The 19,203-nt window shown below is 28.3% G+C and carries 20 protein-coding genes; 9 read left to right on the top strand and 11 right to left on the bottom strand.

Features of this window, described 5'->3' with window-relative positions; all coding sequences use genetic code 11:
* Nucleotide 1 precedes the first annotated feature (1 nt).
* Genes F754_RS0103170 through gatC form a run of 7 tightly spaced genes read right to left on the bottom strand, consistent with a single transcriptional unit; the run spans nucleotide 2 to nucleotide 6,604 of the window.
* Nucleotides 2-481, bottom strand: a complete 480-nt coding sequence (locus F754_RS0103170) for a thermonuclease family protein (RefSeq protein ID WP_023648469.1) — start codon at nucleotides 479-481, stop codon at nucleotides 2-4.
* Nucleotides 444-1,814, bottom strand: coding sequence for an MATE family efflux transporter (locus tag F754_RS0103165; RefSeq protein WP_023648468.1), 1,371 nt, complete (start codon nucleotides 1,812-1,814; stop codon nucleotides 444-446). Before F754_RS0103165 ends, F754_RS0103170 begins: the two co-directional genes overlap by 38 nt.
* Before the next feature lie 6 nt (nucleotides 1,815-1,820).
* Nucleotides 1,821-2,729 carry a rhodanese-related sulfurtransferase gene (locus F754_RS0103160; RefSeq protein WP_023648467.1) on the bottom strand — a complete coding sequence of 303 codons (909 nt, stop codon included), beginning with the start codon at nucleotides 2,727-2,729 and terminating at the stop codon, nucleotides 1,821-1,823.
* The gene (locus tag F754_RS0103155; protein WP_023648466.1) at nucleotides 2,729-3,379 is read right to left on the bottom strand and encodes a class I SAM-dependent methyltransferase; all 651 of its coding nucleotides are present in this window, start codon (nucleotides 3,377-3,379) and stop codon (nucleotides 2,729-2,731) included. Before F754_RS0103155 ends, F754_RS0103160 begins: the two co-directional genes overlap by 1 nt.
* Nucleotides 3,380-3,384: 5 nt before the next feature.
* Nucleotides 3,385-4,860 (bottom strand): Asp-tRNA(Asn)/Glu-tRNA(Gln) amidotransferase subunit GatB, encoded by a 1,476-nt coding sequence (gatB, locus tag F754_RS0103150; protein ID WP_023648465.1) that lies wholly within the window; start codon nucleotides 4,858-4,860, stop codon nucleotides 3,385-3,387.
* Nucleotides 4,860-6,317 (bottom strand): Asp-tRNA(Asn)/Glu-tRNA(Gln) amidotransferase subunit GatA, encoded by a 1,458-nt coding sequence (gene gatA / locus F754_RS0103145; protein ID WP_023648464.1) that lies wholly within the window; start codon nucleotides 6,315-6,317, stop codon nucleotides 4,860-4,862. The genes gatB and gatA overlap by 1 nt, the downstream gene beginning before the upstream one ends.
* Entirely contained in the window at nucleotides 6,317-6,604 is a 288-nt protein-coding gene (gene gatC, locus F754_RS0103140) for an Asp-tRNA(Asn)/Glu-tRNA(Gln) amidotransferase subunit GatC (protein ID WP_023648463.1), read from the bottom strand. Before gatC ends, gatA begins: the two co-directional genes overlap by 1 nt.
* A gap of 50 nt (nucleotides 6,605-6,654) precedes the next feature.
* On the opposite strand from gatC, the gene ruvX reads away from it, so the two are divergent.
* Genes ruvX through F754_RS0103105 form a run of 7 tightly spaced genes read left to right on the top strand, consistent with a single transcriptional unit; the run spans nucleotide 6,655 to nucleotide 13,282 of the window.
* A complete protein-coding gene (gene ruvX / locus F754_RS0103135; protein ID WP_023648462.1) occupies nucleotides 6,655-7,110 on the top strand; it encodes a Holliday junction resolvase RuvX in 456 nt (151 codons plus the stop codon).
* Nucleotides 7,111-7,152: 42 nt separating this feature from the next.
* Nucleotides 7,153-8,094, top strand: a complete 942-nt coding sequence (locus F754_RS0103130; protein WP_023648461.1) for an aspartate carbamoyltransferase catalytic subunit — start codon at nucleotides 7,153-7,155, stop codon at nucleotides 8,092-8,094.
* The gene (gene pyrC, locus F754_RS0103125) at nucleotides 8,095-9,381 is read left to right on the top strand and encodes a dihydroorotase (protein ID WP_023648460.1); all 1,287 of its coding nucleotides are present in this window, start codon (nucleotides 8,095-8,097) and stop codon (nucleotides 9,379-9,381) included. It abuts the gene before it with no gap.
* A 2-nt stretch (nucleotides 9,382-9,383) separates the two neighbouring features.
* Nucleotides 9,384-9,962 (top strand): glycerol-3-phosphate 1-O-acyltransferase PlsY, encoded by a 579-nt coding sequence (gene plsY / locus F754_RS0103120; protein WP_023648459.1) that lies wholly within the window; start codon nucleotides 9,384-9,386, stop codon nucleotides 9,960-9,962.
* 37 nt (nucleotides 9,963-9,999) lie between these two features.
* Complete coding sequence (topA, locus tag F754_RS0103115; protein WP_023648458.1) at nucleotides 10,000-12,585, top strand: type I DNA topoisomerase; 2,586 nt, start codon at nucleotides 10,000-10,002, stop codon at nucleotides 12,583-12,585.
* Nucleotides 12,582-12,821, top strand: a complete 240-nt coding sequence (locus tag F754_RS0103110) for a hypothetical protein (RefSeq protein ID WP_023648457.1) — start codon at nucleotides 12,582-12,584, stop codon at nucleotides 12,819-12,821. Before topA ends, F754_RS0103110 begins: the two co-directional genes overlap by 4 nt.
* Entirely contained in the window at nucleotides 12,821-13,282 is a 462-nt protein-coding gene (locus tag F754_RS0103105) for a RidA family protein (RefSeq protein ID WP_023648456.1), read from the top strand. The genes F754_RS0103110 and F754_RS0103105 overlap by 1 nt, the downstream gene beginning before the upstream one ends.
* Before the next feature lie 3 nt (nucleotides 13,283-13,285).
* Here the strand turns inward: F754_RS0103105 and F754_RS0103100 are convergent, their stop codons facing one another.
* A complete protein-coding gene (locus F754_RS0103100; protein WP_023648455.1) occupies nucleotides 13,286-14,584 on the bottom strand; it encodes a UDP-glucose/GDP-mannose dehydrogenase family protein in 1,299 nt (432 codons plus the stop codon).
* Entirely contained in the window at nucleotides 14,581-15,396 is an 816-nt protein-coding gene (locus tag F754_RS0103095; protein ID WP_023648454.1) for a UTP--glucose-1-phosphate uridylyltransferase, read from the bottom strand. The genes F754_RS0103100 and F754_RS0103095 overlap by 4 nt, the downstream gene beginning before the upstream one ends.
* A 4-nt stretch (nucleotides 15,397-15,400) precedes the next feature.
* On the opposite strand from F754_RS0103095, the gene F754_RS0103090 reads away from it, so the two are divergent.
* A complete protein-coding gene (locus tag F754_RS0103090) occupies nucleotides 15,401-16,246 on the top strand; it encodes a pantoate--beta-alanine ligase (protein ID WP_023648453.1) in 846 nt (281 codons plus the stop codon).
* 2 nt (nucleotides 16,247-16,248) lie between these two features.
* Here F754_RS0103090 and mgtE read toward each other — a convergent pair whose 3' ends face one another.
* Complete coding sequence (gene mgtE / locus F754_RS0103085) at nucleotides 16,249-17,622, bottom strand: magnesium transporter (RefSeq protein WP_023648452.1); 1,374 nt, start codon at nucleotides 17,620-17,622, stop codon at nucleotides 16,249-16,251.
* 60 nt (nucleotides 17,623-17,682) lie between these two features.
* Between mgtE and lipB the strand changes: the two genes are divergently transcribed.
* Nucleotides 17,683-18,300 carry a lipoyl(octanoyl) transferase LipB gene (gene lipB / locus F754_RS0103080; RefSeq protein ID WP_023648451.1) on the top strand — a complete coding sequence of 206 codons (618 nt, stop codon included), beginning with the start codon at nucleotides 17,683-17,685 and terminating at the stop codon, nucleotides 18,298-18,300.
* Here lipB and F754_RS0103075 read toward each other — a convergent pair.
* The gene (locus F754_RS0103075) at nucleotides 18,278-19,195 is read right to left on the bottom strand and encodes an RNA pseudouridine synthase (protein WP_023648450.1); all 918 of its coding nucleotides are present in this window, start codon (nucleotides 19,193-19,195) and stop codon (nucleotides 18,278-18,280) included. The two genes, lipB and F754_RS0103075, sit on opposite strands and share 23 nt — an antisense overlap.
* Between the last annotated feature and the right edge of the window lie 8 nt (nucleotides 19,196-19,203).

Genomic DNA, 19,203 nt, shown 5'->3' with positions numbered 1-19,203 from the left:
ATTAATTTTTTTTTCGCCAATTCCATGGGTATTCAAATTCCATTGACCACATGCCAAGTTTATTAAATTTGGCATAATCTTCATCGGGTACGAATTTTTTGGAATATCTTCTATAAGCAAATGCATAACCACTTCTAACTAAATAACTTGATAAACTCTCGTTATTTACAAAACACTCAGCTAATGTTCTTTTGTATTGATCTTTACCTTCATTAACACAGGTAACTTTATTATCAGCAATTTTGTCGATAAGAATTTGTTTGGCTGTTATTCCACATGGTTTTCTGACTCCTTGTTTAATACAGGTTTGTTTTAATTCTGGGGTATCTATGCCACTAAACCTTATTTTTTCTCCGTTTACTTTGATGGTGTCTCCATCTGTTATCTTGATATCTTGAGACTTAATATCTGTATAAGTAAAAAAAAATACTAATATAGAAATACTAATAACTAAAATGGCTTTTCTTTTGCTTAAATACATTATTTAAAAAATACCCAATGAAGATTATTAGAGCAATACCCATAATCCAGTTAGTAGCCATTATTGTGTAGAATATATCATTATAATCACCATCCCTGATATTAATTACATACCATAAAGATAAAAATGGAAATGCGGTTAATCTAAGAATGCTTAAATAAAGACTATAAATTGGTTTTTTAAGAGCTTGGAATACAGCTGTAGTAATAAAGAATACTGGGTAAATAGGACCAATTAAAGCTGCAACTTTAAGATAAAGCGCACCATGTTTAATTGCTTCAGTATTATCAGTAAATTGAGATACAAAAAATTCTGCACCAAAAAATAATATTATTCCTGCACCGATCATAAATGAAGAACCAAATAAAAGAGCCTTTGTATACAATTCTCTTATACGATTAAATTTCTTAGCACCAAAGTTCTGTCCACCAATTGAAAGTACAGCTGTATTTAAGCCAATAACAGGTAACAAGAAAACTTGTTCAACTCTTAAAGCAGAACCATAACCGGCTGTGGCCATTTCTCCAAATTGTCCAATAAAATATAAAATATTAAATATACCCACTCCAATAAAGAGCATGCTAAACATGATAGGAAGTGCTTGAGCAAATAATTCTCTCAACATATCTAATTTAGGAATGAAACACTTTATGTATAAATATTTTCTTAATTTACATGAGTTAATTTTATAAGCTAAATAAAATGTACCAATAGATTGAGAAATTACTGTTGCAATAGCAAGTCCACGTATTCCAAAAGCAGGAATAAACCCATAACCCCAAATAAATAATGGATTTAAAAAAATATTTAAGAAAAAGCTAAAAATTAATACATTTCTATAACTTTTTGTATCACCTTGAGCGTTAAGAGCACCATTTAAAGAAATTTGTATCATCACAATAAAAGTACCGTAAAAAATGATATCTAAATATTCTCTTGTTAAAGCTATGCTTGAAGCATCGGAACCCATTACACCTAAAAGAAAATTAGAAACATTTAATCCAAATAATGTCACTATAATAGACGTTACTATTGCAAAAATAACTGATTGAGCAATAAATAGTGATGCCTTATTCAGCTTCTTTTCACCTAATAAATTACCTATACATGCATTTGTTGCAGCACCTATTCCTACACCAACTGCTATAATTACAAAATATATCGGAAATGATTTGGCTATTGCTCCTATAGCTTCTGCTGAAATTCTACCAGCAAACCAAGTATCAACTAAATTATAGAAAGTTTGAAACAAAGAGCCTACGCTTGCAGGGATTGTTACTTTTCTAAGAAGATCCCAAATAGGGTCTTTTGTTAAATTTATTTGTTTAGACAATGTTTTTTATTTAAATTCTTTCTGAAATATATGCTTTGATCCACTCTTTTTAGCACGATTAATTTGTTTTTGTCTCATTCTAAATCTGGCTTTTTGAGTATCGGTTAAATTATCGTGACAATTTGGGCAAGAAACACCTTCTTCATATTTTTTTGATTTCTTGTCTTTAATAGAAATAGGTTTTCTGCATCCGCTGCACATAAAGTAAGTTCCAACTTTTAAACCTTGTTTAAGACTGATTCTGTTATCAAAAACAAAACATTCTCCTTTCCATAAACTATCTTTTTCTTTTATCTTTTTTAGATAGTTTAAAATGCCACCATTTAATTGATATATGTTCTTAAAACCTTTCTTTTTCAAATAAACAGAAGTTTTTTCACATCTAATTCCCCCAGTGCAAAACATAGCGACAGGTTTATCTTTTTTAATTTTATTTAGGTATTTAGGAAAGTCTCTAAAATTATCAACATCTGGATTAACTGACTTTTTGAACGTCCCAACATCAAATTCAAAAGGTTTTCTTGTATCAATAATATGAGTATCTTTTTTTTTAATTAGATTATTCCACTCCTTGGGGTTTAAATGGGTATCTAAATTTCTTTCTTTAGAATTTAAAGTTAAATTCATTGGCACAACTTCTTTTTTAATTTTAACTTTTGGCTTATGGAATGGTTGAAAACTAGATTTAGATTTATTGCTGTTATCAAATTCTTTGAAAGAAAATATTTTTTTTAATTTATTAATAGTACTTTTTATATCTTTGTTATCACCAGAAATTGTTCCATTTAAACCTTCGTTAGCAATAATAATAGTTCCCATAATTTTCTTTTTAATTAAAAAATCTTGTAGTAAAACTTTATTCTTTTTTAAAGATCTAATATTTATAAATTTATAGAAACCTAAAACTTCAAACATTACAAAACTCTACAAACAGTCATCCCATCACCTAATGGTATTATAATTTGTTCAACTCTTTTGTCATTTGAAACATATGAATTAAATTCCCTTATATTAATGGTATATTTATCTAAATTATCTTTATCGGCAACTTCACCATGCCACAAAACATTATCGACGATTATCAATCCACCTTTGTCTACTAACTTTAAAGATCTTTCATAATATTCTTTATAATTCATTTTATCTGCATCAATAAAAACCATATTAAATTTATTATTTTTAAGATCTTCTAAGCTTTCTAAGGCTGGTTTTATTATTGTTTTTATTTTATGGTCTTGTTTAGCTTTTTTAAAAAATTTTAATGCCACTTCGTTAGTTTTTTCATCTTTATCAAGTGCTATCAACTTGCCATCATCTGGTAAAGCTAATGAAATTGAAAGTGCGCTTAACCCTGTGAAAGTCCCAATTTCTAATACATTTTTTATATTTGAGATTTTTATAATTAAATGCAGTAAATAACATTGAGATGGATCAACTTGCATTCTTTTGATATCACCTAAAGTATTATTATAATCAATTATTTCTTGCTGAATTGGATTTAGATTTAACCCAAAGTCATTAATATAACTTTGTAATTTTTCTGTTATTTTAAGGTTTGCACCCATTTCTATTAAAGCTTTTTCTTTAATATCTCATTTATTAATTGGGGGTTTGCTTTACCGCCTGAAATTTTCATTGCTTGACCTACAAAAAAACCAAATAATTTTTCTTTACCATTCTTATATTCAATCGCTTTTTCTCTATTATCATTGATTATTTTATCTATTAAAGCTTCTAGAGCTTTTGGGTCACTTTCTTGTTTCAAACCTTTTTCCTCAACAATTACTTGGGGATCTTTATCTCCATCAAGCATTAATTCAAATATTGTCTTACCTATCTTTCCGGAAATCGTTCCATTTTTAATTAGATTAATTAACTTTGCTAAATTTTTTGCACTTATAGGGCTTTCGGATATTTCTAAATTTTTATTGTTTAAAACAGCAAATAATTCACCTGTAATCCAGTTCACCGCTAATTTCATATCACGATTCTTGCCCATTTTTGCAACAACTTCTTCAAAATATTTTGCAGTTTCAATATCAGATACTAATATTGTTGCCTCATAAGAGGACACTTTAAATTCATCTATAAATCTTTTCTTTTTATCATCAGGCAATTCTGGAATATCTTCTTTTAATTGTTCTATAAACTCATCTGTAACTTCTAATGGTAATAAATCTGGATCTGGAAAATATCTATAATCATGAGCATCTTCTTTTGATCTCATTGATCTGGTTTCATTTTTTTTAGTATCAAATAATCTTGTTTCTTGATCAATAGATTTACCTTCTTCTATCAAATCAACTTGTCTATTAGCTTCATAATCAATTGCCATTTGCATAAATTTAATAGAATTAACATTTTTAATCTCACAACGTGTTCCAAGTTCTTTACTGTCTTTTAATCTTACAGAAACGTTAACATCTGCTCTTAAAGAACCTTCTTGCATATTACCATCACATGTACCCAAATATCTCATTATGGATCTTAATTTTTTAATGTAGTGACTTACCTCATCTGGAGTTCTTAAATCAGGCTTACTAACAATTTCCATTAAAGCTACACCTGATCTATTTAAATCTACTAAAGTATTTTGTGGATCCATATCATGAATGCTTTTTCCAGCATCTTGCTCTAAGTGTAGTCTTTCAATACCTACCTCTTTCTGTCCATTTGGCATATCAAGAACAACTGTTCCCTCTCCAACTATTGGATATTTAAATTGAGAAATTTGATATCCTTGTGGTAGGTCAGCATAAAAATAATTTTTTCTATCAAAAACTGACCTTTTATTAATTTGAGCTCTTAAACCAATACCTGTTTTTATTGCTTGTTTCACGCAATATTCATTAATTACAGGTAACATTCCTGGAAATGCAGCATCAACTAAACTAACTTGTGTGTTAGGTTCAGCACCAAATTTTGTTGAAGAAGATGAAAATAATTTTGAATTAGATGTTACTTGCGCATGTACTTCAAGACCAATAATAACCTCATAAACATTATCATATCTTTCAATTAAATATTCTGAATTTTCTTTGGGCACTATTTAATCCACCAATCAGTAATTTTGTTTTTAAAATTAATTTTATCTTCCATTGCGTATGCTAAATTTAATATTTCTTGTTCTTGAAATGCTTTACCAATAATCTGTAATCCCAAAGGATATCCAGCTGCATCATGACCTGCAGGTATAGATATAGCTGGTAAACCTGCTAAATTTACAGGTACGGTGAAGATATCATTCAAATACATTGAAACTGGATCATTTTTCTTTTCACCTATTTTAAATGCTGAGCTAGGTGTCGAAGGTGTTAAAATAGCATCTACTTTTTTATACGCTTCATCGAAATCATTTTTAATCAATTTTCTAACTTTTTGTGCTTTCAAATAATAAGCATCGTAATACCCTGATGATAGTACGTAAGTACCAATCATTATCCTTCGCTGAACTTCAGCCCCAAAACCTTCTGATCTTGTTTTTTCATACATATCAATTAAGTTCTCCCCTTTAGCTCTAAAACCATACTTAACACCATCATATCTAGCTAAATTTGAAGAAGCTTCTGCTGGTGCCACAATATAATAAGTGGGTAAAGCATAACTTGTGTTAGGTAATGAAATATCAATTATGTTAGCACCACAATCTTTTGCGTATTCAATTCCTTTTTTCCATAAGTCTTCAATTTCTGTAGGCATACCTTCTACTCTATACTCTTTGGGTATTCCTATTTTTTTTCCTTTAATATCTTTTGTTAAATCTTTGCTATATTGAGCTCTTTTAAAATCTATCGATGTAGAGTCTTTGTTGTCATACGTACTGATTACCTCTTGTAATAAAGCGCAATCTTCAACATTTTGAGACATAGGCCCTGCTTGATCTAGTGAAGATGCAAAAGCAACAATTCCATACCTAGAACAACTTCCATAAGTTGGTTTTAAACCAACAGTACCTGTAAATGAAGCGGGTTGTCTTATTGATCCACCAGTATCAGTTCCTATTGTAATAGGTGTTAATTGACCACTAACTGCAGAAGCTGAACCACCTGACGATCCTCCAGGAACTAATCCTTTGTCAATTGGGTTTTGAACATTTCCATAAAAGCTAGTTTCGTTAGAAGATCCCATTGCAAACTCGTCACAATTTAATTTACCTAGTAAAATACCTCCTTCATTCCAAATGTTTTCAGTAACTGTTGACTCATAAGTTGGAACAAAATTTTCAAGAATCTTACTACCAGCTGTAGTTCTAATATCCTTAGTACAAAAAAGATCTTTAACAGCCATTGGTATTCCTGGAAGTTTTAAATCAAGATTTGGTTTTTCATCAAATTTTTTGGCTTTATGGATGGCATTTGAAAAATCTTCTGTAATATAAGAATTTAGTTCTTTTGATTTTTCAGAACGATCAACGAAAGCTTTTGTAACCTCTTCAGAGGATAATTTTTTTTCTTTAATATTTTTAACTAATGAAGTTAATGTTTGTGAAGTTATATCTGACATTATTCAACAACTTTTGGAACCACAAAAAAATCCTCATTATCTTCAGGGGAATTTTTTATAATTTGTTCTCTTATATTTTGATTTTTAACTTCATCAGATCTAAATTTTAAAGTTGTTTCAGCAACAGATGTAAGCGGCTCAACATTGTCAGTATTTAATTCGTTCAATTTTTCAATAAATTTGAAAATTGAATTTAAATCATCTGCAAGTTTTTCAGCTTTTTGTTCATCCACTGAAATCCTTGATAGTTTTGAAATATGCTTTATTGTTTTAAGATCAATGCTCATATGGTATTTAAATATGTCGCAAACTATCACTTAAGTTAAAAATATACAATATGATCACTATTGAAGATTTGAAAAAAAAACAGGCTGAACCCTCTAGATTAATTGGATTAGATCTTGGTTCTAAAAGAATTGGTGTATCAATATGTGATGAGAGGCAGTCTATAGCCACACCCTTTAAGACAATTACTAAGACAAATACAAACGAATTAATTGCTCAATTAAAAGAGATAATTAATGAATATGATATTAAAGGAGTTATAATTGGCAATCCTTTGAATATGGATGGTACATCTGGTAGATCAGCACAATCTGTTAACGATGTGTCAAATAATATAGATAAAGCAATTGATATAAACGTTTGCCTCTGGGATGAGAGACTTTCTACTGTTGGAGCTTTTAATCTATCTAGCCAACTAGATATTAATGTAAGTAAAAGAGAAAAGAATATAGATCAAAATGCTGCGGCTTTTATACTTCAAGGAGCAATAGACTTTTTAAATAATTAATACTTGCCATGTCATTACTTTATAGTTATAGAGTTAATTTTAATGGCATCTAAAACCCAAAAAGCTATTAAAATTTCTCAAAAACATTTGTTAGGTATTCAAGATTTGTCAATCAATGATGTAAACTTGATTTTAAATGAATCTCAATCATTTATTAAACTTAACCAGAGTAAAAACAAACGATTAAACGTTCTAAATGGAAAAACTCAAATTAACCTATTTTTTGAACCTTCCACAAGAACACAAAGTTCATTTGAATTAGCGGGTAAACGTTTGGGAGCAGACGTAATGTCTATGAACATGGGAAACTCTGCCATTAAAAAAGGTGAAACTTTAATTGACACTGCAATGACTTTAAATGCAATGCACCCCGATATAATTGTAATTAGACATCAAGACTCAGGTGCTTGTAACTTGTTATCTCAAAAAGTTAATTGTGCCGTGCTAAATGCTGGCGATGGCAGAAGAGAACACCCTACACAGGCTTTATTGGATGCACTAACAATAATTAACAGAAAGAAAAAAATTCAAGGGCTAAAAATTGCAATTTGTGGAGATATTCTCCATTCAAGAGTTGCTAGATCTAATATTTATTTACTAACAATGCTTGGTGCAGAAGTAAATATTGTTGCACCAACAAATTTAATGCCAAAAGAAATTGAAAAATTTGGAGTTAATACTTTTACTGATATGAAAAAAGGACTTAAAGATTGTGACATAGTAATGATGTTAAGACTTCAAAATGAAAGAATGACAAGTTCGTTTCTTTCTTCAAATAGAGAGTACTATGAATACTACGGATTAACTCCAGATAAACTAGATCATGCAAGACCTGATGCAATTATTATGCATCCTGGTCCCATGAACCGAGGAATAGAAATCGATACAAGACTAGCTGATGATATTAATAAAAGTGTAATAAAAGAACAAGTCGAACTTGGTGTAGCGGTAAGAATGGCTTGTTTAAAAATATTTTGTGAATAAATGAAAAAACAATATTTTATAAATGCAAATATTATCGATCCATTTAACTCATTAAATGAGAATGGAGGATTAATAGTATCTGAAGATGGAAAAATTGAAGCTATAGGAAAAAAAGTTAATTCCAATAATCTACCTACAAGAGAAAAACCGATAGATTTAAAGGGCAAATATATTTTTCCTGGACTTGTAGATATGAGAGTTTTTGTAGGTGAGCCAGGGTATGAATATAAGGAGAATTTTAGAACTTTAAGTAATGCTGCACTATCTGGAGGAGTAACATCTGTTGTTACAATGCCTAATACGGATCCAATCATAGACAATGTTTCAATTGTCGATTTCTTAAAAAGGAGAGGAAGAGATAAGTCTAAAATAAATATATTTCCTTGTGCTTCTTTAACACGGGATATTGAAGGTACTAATATGACTGAATTTGGTTTATTGGCCAAAAAAGGAATAATTGCTTTTACAGATGGAGTTAAGACAATTCAAAATACAAGCTTAATGTCCAGAATAATGAATTCAGCTAAAGATTTAGATTGTTTAATTATGCAACATGCTGAAGACTACCATCTTTCTAAAAATGGAATGATAAACTCTGGTATTATTGCAACTAAACTAGGTTTATCAGGAATACCTGATATTGCTGAAAGAATAATTATAGAAAGAGATTTAGCTCTTCTTGAAAAAAATAAATGTCGATATCACATATCTCAACTCTCATCAGCAAAATCAGTTGAAGTTATTAGGGAAAGAAAAGATAATATTAAATTTACCTGTGGTGTATCAATAAATAATTTATCCCTAAATGAAAATGATATTGGTGATTTTAAAACATTTTTAAAATTGTCTCCACCTTTAAGAAAAGAAGAAGATAGAGAAGCATTGGTACAAGGGTTAAAAGATAAAACAATTGATGTAATTGTATCAGATCACAAACCTGAGGATGAAGAGTCTAAACGATTAACTTTTTCACAAGCAGCAACAGGTGCTTCAGGTATAGAAACATTATTATCCTTATCTTTAGAACTATATCATAACGGATCAGTAAAACTTGACACCATTATTCAAGCACTAACATCTAATCCAGCAAAAATTTTGAGAATTAATAAAGGAAATCTTTCAATAGGAAATGATGCAGATTTTTGCATTGTAGATTTAGACAAACCTTGGATTGTAAAAAAAGAAAATTTAGTTTCAAAATCTAAGAATACTTCAATTGAAGATAAAAGACTTCAAGGTAAGGTAACTAATACCTTTGTAAAAGGTAAAGAATTATTTAAAATATAAAAATGGATTATTTAATAATTGGTTTTGCTTCATATTTAATGGGCTCTATTCCATTTGGTTTAATCTTAACTAAAATTTTTTTAAATAAAGATATTAGAGAAATAGGTTCTGGTAACATAGGGGCTACAAACGCTTTAAGAACAGGAAATAAGCTAATAGGCTATTCAACTTTAATATTAGATATAGTAAAAGCTGTAATTCCGGTTATTTTTGTTAAAATAAATTATCCTGACTTAATATATGTAGCTTCTTTATGTTCCTTTTTAGGACATGTATTTCCTATATGGCTTAAATTTAAGGGTGGCAAAGGTGTTGCTACTTATGTTGGAATTTTATTTTCTATAAATTTTTTACTTGGAATTATCTTTGCAGCAAGTTGGGGTATTATATTTTTAATATTTAGATACTCTTCACTCTCGTCAATTATAGGCTCTATATCAATACCTATTTATATCTTGATAACTGAACAAATAAATAATGCTATTTTTTTTAGCATAATGTTTATTTTGATCTTCTTTACCCACAGAGAAAATATTAAACGATTGAAAAATAAAGAGGAAAGTAAGACTAAAATTTATTAATTTGACTATCAAAGACTTTTGAGTAGTTTGTTAAATTATGAATCTAGTCATAGTTGAAAGTCCAGCAAAAGCAAAAACAATTAATAAGTATTTGGGTGATAACTATATTGTCTTAGCTAGTTATGGTCACATTAGAGATTTACCATCAAAAAATGGTTCGGTTGACCCAGAACAAAATTTTAAAATGGAATGGGAAGTTGATAGCTTTTCAAAAAAATATTTAAAAGAAATTACTGATGCTGCAAAAGATTCAAGTAAAATTATTTTAGCGACTGACCCTGATCGTGAAGGAGAAGCTATAGCTTGGCACGTAAAAGAGTATTTAAATGAAAAAAAACTTTTAAAAGATAAAGAAGTTGAAAGAGTTGTTTTTAATGAAATTACCAAAAAGGCAGTAACTCACGGTATAGATAATCCAAGACAAATTGAACCCTTACTTGTTGATGCTTATATGGCTAGAAGAGCTCTAGATTATCTAGTTGGTTTTAATATATCCCCTATTCTTTGGACCAAACTACCAGGATCAAAATCTGCCGGTAGAGTACAATCCGTAGCTTTAAAACTTATAACTGAAAGAGAACATGAAATAGAGTCTTTTGATCCTAAGGAGTTTTGGACTTTAAGTGTCAATTTTCAGGACGAAAAAAAAAATTTAATTACTTCAAGTATTTCTCAATTAGATGGAAAAAAAATAGAAAAATTTTCTTTTAAAAATAAAAATGAAATTAATGATGCTATAACAAATATTAAGGATAAAAAATTCAACATAACTGATATTTCATCAAAAATTATTAGTAGAAATCCATCTGGTCCATTTACAACATCAACTTTACAACAAGTCGCATCAAGTAGATTAGGCTTTGGAGCTTCTAGAACAATGCAAATTGCCCAAAGATTATATCAAGGTATTGAAATAGATGGAGAAACAATAGGATTAATTACCTATATGAGAACTGATGGAACAAATCTCTCAGCTGACGCAGTTTCAGATTTTAGAGATTTTATTAAAAATCAATATGGAAATGAATATTTACCTGAAAAAGCTCTGAATTATTCTGGTAAAAAAGCAAAGAATGCACAAGAAGCTCATGAAGCTATTCGACCTACAGATATAAGTAGATCACCAGATACTGTTAAAAAATATTTAAGCACAGATCAACAAAAACTATACAATCTGATTTGGGGCAGAGCTTTATCATCTCAAATGGAGACCGCAAAATTTGACAGAAACACAATAACAATAACTACAGAAGATGGTGGTACAATTTGTAAATCTAGCGGGTCTGTATTAAAGTTTGATGGTTTTTTAAAAGTATTCCCAAGTCCGAACAAAGATGAGGATGAAGCTATCTTGCCTGAAATGTCAAAAGGACCAATTAATATTGAGTCACTTATTGATGAACAACATTTTACTCAACCTCCTCCAAGATATTCTGAAGCAAGTTTGGTAAAAAAATTAGAAGAACTTGGTATTGGTAGACCTTCAACTTATGCAAGCATTATATCTACAATTGCAAACCGTGGGTATGCAGAAATACTAAACAAAAGATTTTTTCCTACTGATCGTGGAAAATTAATATCTGCCTTTTTAGAAAAACTATTTTCTAAATATGTTGATTATAATTTTACCGCAGGATTAGAAGACCAACTAGATGAAATAACAACTGGAAAAGAAAGTTGGATAAAAGTTTTAGAAATGTTTTGGAAAGATTTTAATAATAATGTTTCAGAAGTAAAAGAAAAAAGAACTAGAGAAGTTTTAGATTTATTAAATGAGAGTCTGGGAACATTAATTTTTGACAAAGATAAGGATGGTAACGTTGTTAGAAAATGTCAATTATGTAATACAGGTTCACTTAGTTTAAAAAATAGCTTTAGAGGTGGTGCCTTTATTGGTTGCTCAAATTATCCTGAATGTAAATTTACAAGACCCTTATCTAAAGCAAAAGCAGCAGCGCAGTCTCAATTAGCTGAACCAAAATTCATAGGTAAACATGAAAATGGAAATGATATATATTTAAAGAATGGAAGGTTTGGTCCTTATCTTCAATATGAAAAAATACCTGAAGAAAAGACTGATGAAAAAATCACAAAGAAAAAAAAGAAAACAAAAAAAATTAAAGAGGATGTAAACGAACTTTTAAAAAATGTTTCGATACCAAAAGGCTTAGAGTTAAAAAGTATAGATTTAGAAAAAGCTCAATTTTTATGTTCTTTACCCAAATCTCTAGGATTAAATCCTGAAAATCAAAAAGAAATTACTCTAAATACTGGAAGATTTGGCCCATATCTAAAATGTGAAAACAAATCCGCAAGAATAGAGAATATCGAAGAAATATTCTCAATTGGACTTAATAGAGCAATCACTTTAATAGCAGAAGCCAAACCAGGAAGAATGTCTTCTTCTATTATCAAAGATTTAGGAGAACATCCGGAGGATAAAAAGCCTGTAAGAGTAATGAAAGGTCAATATGGTCCATATATTAAATATAAGTCATTAAATGCAACAATTCCTGAAGAAAAAGATCCAACAGATCTAACTATGGAAGAGGCTTTAATATTGATTGAGAAAAGAAAGGAATACGATAAAAATAAAAAAAATAAAAAGAAGAAAAAAAAGTGAAAAAAATAATTTTTATAAGTTTAATCGTATTTGGCCTCATATCTCAAATTAATGCTACTGAAAAAGTTGATTGTTCAGGTATTAAAAAATTATCCAAAGCTTATTTAGCATGCAAATCTGGGAATCTTAAAAAAAGTATAGTTAATACAGGAAGCAAAGTGAAAAAAGGAACAGTAAATAAAGCAAAAAATTTTAAGTCATCTATTAACAATCCATTTAAAAAGAAAGAAAAATAATGAATTTTGAAGATAAAATAAATGAATTAAACATAAGATTACCAGAAGCTAAAGCTCCTGTCGGTAATTATGTAGCAACTAAAATAGTAGGAAATTTACTTTATGTGTCAGGTCAAGTTTCAATAAATTCAAATGGAGAGCTAATTAAGGGTAAAGTTGGTAAAGACTTGACTACAGATGATGCTTATAAGGCTGCTGAAAGATGTGGAATGAGTATAGTGGCACAGGCTAAGAAAGCATGTGCAGGAGAACTTTCAAAAATTAAGTCTTGCATTAAACTTACAGGATTTGTCAATTCAACAGATGATTATACTGAACAACCAAAAGTAATTAATGGTGCTTCAGACTTAATAGCCTCTATTTTTGGAGACGCAGGAATGCATACTAGAGCAGCAGTAAGTACTAATAGTTTACCTTTGGGTGTATCTGTAGAAGTAGACGCTATTTTTGAATTAAATTAATTTTTATCTTCCTATACCAAAATATTTAAATCCTTGTGATTTAACTTTTAAAGGAGAATAAATATTTCTCATGTCGTAAATTTTTAGATTTTTTGAAGGATTTAATTTTTTAAAATTGATAGATTTAAAATCATTCCATTCAGTATGTAAAATTACTAAATCAGCATTTTTAACAGAATCTTGAATAGAATTTGAAAAACTTACATTTTTTAATTTGTTAAATTCTTTTTTTAATCCTGTTGGATCATAATATTTAATTTTAGCTCCTTTTTTAGAAAGAAACGGTATCATTTCTAAACTAGATGAGTCTCTCATATCATCAGTATTTGCTTTAAAAGTAACTCCTAAAAAACAAATCTTTTTATTTTTTATCTTATTTTTAAGAATTTCATTAACTTTTTTTATAAGTAATTTTGATCTCAATGAATTTGATTTAATGACGCTTTTAATTACAGATAAATTTGTTTTAAATTTATCTGCAGTTGTGACTATTGCTTTAGTATCTTTTGGAAAACAAGAACCGCCGTATGCTGGTCCTGCTCTTAAAAATCGACTACCTATTCTTTTATCTAAACCAATACCTATGGAAATATCTTCAACATCAATACCTGTTTTTTCACATAAATTTGCTATCTCATTTATAAAAGTTATTTTTGTAGCCAAAAAAGCATTTGAGGCATACTTAATTAGTTCTGCAGCTCTTCTATTAGTAGAAATAAATTTTGCTCCTTTCGATATTAATGGGGAGTAAAGATTCTTTAAAATAATAGCTGATTTATTGTCATTAGCACCAATTACAATTCTATCTGGATAAATAAAATCTCTTATAGCTTCTCCCTCTCTTAAGAATTCAGGGTTTGATATGACAGAAAATTTATTTTTCTTCACTTTTTTTAACAAAATTTTTTCAATTTCATCCCCTGTAGTAACAGGAACTGTTGACTTCGTTATGATTATTTTAAATCTATTAATGGATTTTGATATCTCTTTTGATACTGAATAAATTTGACTTAGATCAGCGCCAATATCATTCTTTTTTGTCGGTGTTCCAACACATATGAAAATTATATCTGATTTTTTTATTGAGTTTTTTAAATCAGTTGAAAATTTTAATTTCTTATTTTTAAAGTTTTTAAGAGTAAGTTCTTGTAATCCAGGTTCATAAATAGGAATAATACCCTTTTGAAGGTTATTTATTTTATCTTGATCTTTATCTACACATATAACGTCGTTGCCAAGATCTGAAAAACACACACCACTAACCAAACCAACGTAACCAGTGCCAATCATACAAAGTTTCATAATTTTGCAATCTCCTTGGATGAATTAATATACCCTTCCATACTTCCGCAGTCTAAATATTTTCCAGAAAAATTATGTGCTATAAATTTTTCATTATCATTGATTAAAAGTTGAATGGCATCTGTTATATGAATTTCACCACCTTTAGTGGGTTTCAAATTTTTTAATTTTGAAAAAATTTTATTTGGTAATATATATCTACCAATTACAGCTTTATTTGAAGGAGCATCTTTAATATTTGGTTTTTCAACTACTCTATTAATTAAATAATCTGTTTTATTTAATTTCTTTTTAAGTTTATAAATACCCCATCTTTCAACAGTTTTTTTTTTAACATTCATGCTTGCCATGACTGAAGCTTTGTGTTTTTTATGAGAAACAATCATAGACTTAGAGCAGTTTTTTTTAATTATAAGATCATCTGGCAGTAGCATTAAAAAATATTTATCTTTAATATATTTTTTAGTTTTAAGAACAGCGTCACCAGTGCCTTTTGGCTTATCCTGATAGACAAACTTTATCATTTTTCGATATTTTAAAATTTTTTTATATTCTTCGATAATTCTAGTATCCTTTTTTTTCTTAATTAATTCTTTATAAAATTTGTCATTATAAAAATATTTTTTAATCATCTTTTTTCTTTTTGATATGATGAAAATTATTTCTTTAATTCCTGCATCAATACATTCATTTAAAATATACTCTAAACCAGGCTTACCATTTATAGGTAAAAGTTCTTTTGCAAAAACACTCGTCAAAGGCATCAGTCTTGTGCCAAGTCCGGCCAAAGGAATTATAGCTTGTTTAATCATCTAAATGTTTTACTTATTAAATATTTTAATACAAATGAAAATTATATTAAACAATCGTGATTTATCCAAAACAATAAGGCCTTTTAAGGATATTGGTTTTGTTCCCACAATGGGTGGTATTCATAAAGGCCATATATCTCTTATTAGAAGATCAATTCAAACTAACAAAAAAACTATGGTCAGTATATTTATAAATCCAAAACAATTTAACAATATAAAAGATTTTAATTCATATCCTGCAAATATAAAAAAAGATTTAGCTGTTTTAAAAAAAATTAAAAAATTAGATTTTGTTTATATTCCAAAATTTATGGATATCTATGAAAACAAAGAAAAATCAGAAATAAAAATTGAAAAAAAATATAAAGTTCTATGTGCAAAATATAGAAAAGGCCACTTTGAGGGTGTTTTAGATGTAATGAATAGATTAACGAAATTAATTAAACCTAAGAAAATTTTTATGGGCAAAAAAGATTTTCAACAATTTTTTTTAGTAAAAGATTTTATTGAAAAAAACTATAATACAAAAGTGATAGGATGCAAAACTATTAGAAATAGAAATAAATTAGCTTTATCTTCAAGAAATTTCTTACTCAAAAGAAGTGAGTTAACTAAAGTTGAAAAAATTTCAAAAAATTTTTTAAATCTAAAAAATAAGATCAAATACACAAAAAATATTAATCAATTTTTAAAGCAAACAAAAAATAATTTTGAAAGTTTTTTTAGTATTAAAATTGAATATTTAGAGAATAGAAACATAAATGATTTATCTATGTCCAATAAATATGATGGATCTAAAATTTTCTTAGCGTATAATTATAAAGGTGTTAGATTAATTGATAATTTTTAAGTCTATAAAAAATAAGCACCCACACCCAAAAATGATACAAAACCTATAACGTCAGTAATTGTTGTTACAAACACACTGGAAGCAATTGCTGGATCAATATTCATTTTTTTTAAAGTAACTGGAACCAAAATACCAAAGAGACCCGCAATAATCATAGTTAGAACCATTGAAATTGAAATTATAATTGAAAGAATATTATCTTGAAACCAAATTTGAACAATGAACGCACTTATAGCTGCAAAAATAATTCCATTTAATATTCCTATAGAAAATTCTTTAATAACATTGGATGCAAAATTATTTTCTGTCAAATCGTTAGTTGCTATTGTTCTAACTGTAACGGCTAGAGTTTGCATTCCAGCATTACCACCCATTGATGCAACTATAGGCATTAAAAATGCTAACACTACCATTTGTTCAATTGTTGCACCAAATAAACTAATGCACCATGTGGCTAAAAAAGCAGTAAATAAATTTAATAGTAGCCAATTAAATCTTCTTTTAGTTTTAGTAATTACACCATCAGTTATTTCCTCATCACCTACCCCAGCCAATCTCAAGGCATCTTCTTCAGCTTCCTCTTGTAATACAGTTAAGACATCATCACTCATAATCATTCCAACTAGTTTATTATTTTTATCCACAACAGCAGCAGAATTTAAATTATAATTTTCAAATAAGTTGGCCACTTCCTCTTTATCCATATCTACAGGTATTAGTAATTGAGACTCCGACATAATAGATAGCATTTTTGTGTCTCTTGATGTGGTTAATACACGAGAAGAAGGAACTGTACCTATAGGTTTAAACTCCTCATTAATAATGAATATTTCTAAAAACTCTTCTGGAAGATCTTTGTTTTCCCTTAAATAATCTATTGTTTGACCTACAGACCAATTACTTGGTATAGCTGTAAATTCTCGTTGCATTATCCTTGCAGCTGTATCTTCAGGATAACTTAAACTTTCTAATAACGCAAAACGGTCTTTAGGAGGTAATGAGCTTAGAATATTATTCTTATCTTCCTCCGGTACATTTTCTAAAATTGATATTGCATCATCAGACTCAAGATTAGTTAAAATTGAAACAATTGAATCTGATGAAAGATAAGTAATAATTTCTGTTTGAACAGACTCGTTTAGTTCAACAAAAACTTCAGGGTCAATTTTAAAATTATTAAGTTTTATTAAACTTTCTCTGTCAGATTGATTTAGGTGTTCAATAATGTCAGCAGCATCTGCTGGGTGCATTTCTTTAAAAGAATTAGTAATAAAAAGAGCATCATTGTTAGCAATTTTAGATGTTACTACTTTTATATATTCTTTATTGAATTCAAAATTTACTTTTTTATCTTTTATTTTTTTTACTAAAGACATAAATCTACCTATAATTTAGGTTGGACTATTAATAGATAATTAAGATAATACAATTTATAAATGAATATAGAGATCAAAAAGTCAATAAAACCAATAAATTATTTTGATGCAATAAATCTATTAGAGAAAAGGTTGGAAGATTTACACCAAAATAAAGATAAAGAACTTATTTGGATCTTAGAACATAATGAAATATTTACAGCAGGGACAAGTTATAAAGAAAGTGAAATTTTAGATAATTCTATAGAATTAATAAAAACTAATCGTGGTGGCAAAATAACATGTCATGCACCAGGTCAATTAATTTGTTATTTTGTTTTGGATTTAAGAAAAAAAAAAGATATTAGAAAATTTATTTCTTGTATTGAAAAAACAATCATTGAAACTTTAAAAGAATACAAAATAGAAACATTTTCAGACAAAGATAATATTGGAATATGGCATAAAAAAAATGACTCTATAAATAAAGTTGCAGCAATTGGAGTAAGAGTAAAAAAATGGATTGCTTATCACGGATTTGCAATAAATATAAATAATAATCTAGAACAGTATAAAAAAATTATTCCCTGTGGAGTGACTGATAAAGGTGTTACTAATTTAATTAATATTAATAATAATGATTATTCTGACTTAGGTAAATTATTAATAGAAAAATTTATTTCAAACTTGAAAATCTAAGTCTTTTTGTCTTTAATAATTTTCTAAAATAATCTGGTAGTAAAGCAGTATATGTGTGCTTTACATCATCAATAATAAATTTGATCTGATATGAATGAAGCATTAAATTCTTATTTAATCCTCTTGAAGAATTAGATAATTTATACTTAATATCACCAAATATTGGTTGTCCTAGTGCATATAATTGTTTTCTAAGTTGATGTTTACGACCTGTGATGGGTTTTAATTCAACTAAACTTGCTTCTGAATTCTTATCTAAAACTTTATAAATAGTTTTTGCTTTTTCTATAATTTTTTTATCTCCATCATATCGGATAAGATCATCATTCCATTCACCAGAATCTGTATTTAATTCACCATGACATATAGCCAGATATGTTTTATGAACCTTTCTCAATCTGAATAAAGAGGTCAATAATTGAGCCGACTCTCTTTTTTTGGCCATTATAAAAACACCTGAAGTATCTTTATCTAATCTATGTACAGAATAAGGTTTTGTGCCTTGAAAAATTTCGCTTTTGGCAAATATATCTACTAAATTCTTTTTTGATTTAGTTCCACCTTGTACAGAGATGCCTGAACTTTTATTTAATACAACAAAATTTTCATTATTATCTATAATTTGGTCTTCATTAGATTTTATAATTTCTTTTGATGGTTCAAATTTTATTTTCTTTTGAACTATAGTTTCTTTAAAGTCTAAATTAAAAAAACTGACAATATCTTTTGCTTTAACCTTTGTTGAACTTTTAATCTTTTTTTTATTTAACTTGATTTTGCCAGATCTTAAATATTTTTCGATTAATCCTTGAGGAATTTTACCTATTTTGAGTCTGGTCCAACGATCAATACGCATATCATTACACGTTGAATCAACGGTGTATGACTTTTTCATGTTTTAGA

Source organism: Candidatus Pelagibacter ubique HTCC8051 (assembly GCF_000472605.1).
Lineage (GTDB): Bacteria > Pseudomonadota > Alphaproteobacteria > Pelagibacterales > Pelagibacteraceae > Pelagibacter > Pelagibacter communis_B.
Note: the sequence above shows the minus strand (reverse complement) of the source record. Positions and strands in the feature narration are given on the sequence as shown.

Coding starts and splice junctions, on each gene's coding strand:
- F754_RS0103170 (WP_023648469.1), bottom strand. CDS start 481: ATGTATTTAAGCAAAAGAAAAGCCATTTTAGTTATTAGTATTTCTATA.
- F754_RS0103160 (WP_023648467.1), bottom strand. CDS start 2,729: ATGTTTGAAGTTTTAGGTTTCTATAAATTTATAAATATTAGATCTTTA.
- F754_RS0103155 (WP_023648466.1), bottom strand. CDS start 3,379: ATGGGTGCAAACCTTAAAATAACAGAAAAATTACAAAGTTATATTAAT.
- gatA (WP_023648464.1), bottom strand. CDS start 6,317: ATGTCAGATATAACTTCACAAACATTAACTTCATTAGTTAAAAATATT.
- gatC (WP_023648463.1), bottom strand. CDS start 6,604: ATGAGCATTGATCTTAAAACAATAAAGCATATTTCAAAACTATCAAGG.
- ruvX (WP_023648462.1), top strand. CDS start 6,655: ATGATCACTATTGAAGATTTGAAAAAAAAACAGGCTGAACCCTCTAGA.
- F754_RS0103130 (WP_023648461.1), top strand. CDS start 7,153: ATGGCATCTAAAACCCAAAAAGCTATTAAAATTTCTCAAAAACATTTG.
- pyrC (WP_023648460.1), top strand. CDS start 8,095: ATGAAAAAACAATATTTTATAAATGCAAATATTATCGATCCATTTAAC.
- plsY (WP_023648459.1), top strand. CDS start 9,384: ATGGATTATTTAATAATTGGTTTTGCTTCATATTTAATGGGCTCTATT.
- topA (WP_023648458.1), top strand. CDS start 10,000: ATGAATCTAGTCATAGTTGAAAGTCCAGCAAAAGCAAAAACAATTAAT.
- F754_RS0103105 (WP_023648456.1), top strand. CDS start 12,821: ATGAATTTTGAAGATAAAATAAATGAATTAAACATAAGATTACCAGAA.
- F754_RS0103100 (WP_023648455.1), bottom strand. CDS start 14,584: ATGAAACTTTGTATGATTGGCACTGGTTACGTTGGTTTGGTTAGTGGT.
- F754_RS0103095 (WP_023648454.1), bottom strand. CDS start 15,396: ATGATTAAACAAGCTATAATTCCTTTGGCCGGACTTGGCACAAGACTG.
- F754_RS0103090 (WP_023648453.1), top strand. CDS start 15,401: ATGTTTTACTTATTAAATATTTTAATACAAATGAAAATTATATTAAAC.
- mgtE (WP_023648452.1), bottom strand. CDS start 17,622: ATGTCTTTAGTAAAAAAAATAAAAGATAAAAAAGTAAATTTTGAATTC.
- lipB (WP_023648451.1), top strand. CDS start 17,683: ATGAATATAGAGATCAAAAAGTCAATAAAACCAATAAATTATTTTGAT.
- F754_RS0103075 (WP_023648450.1), bottom strand. CDS start 19,195: ATGAAAAAGTCATACACCGTTGATTCAACGTGTAATGATATGCGTATT.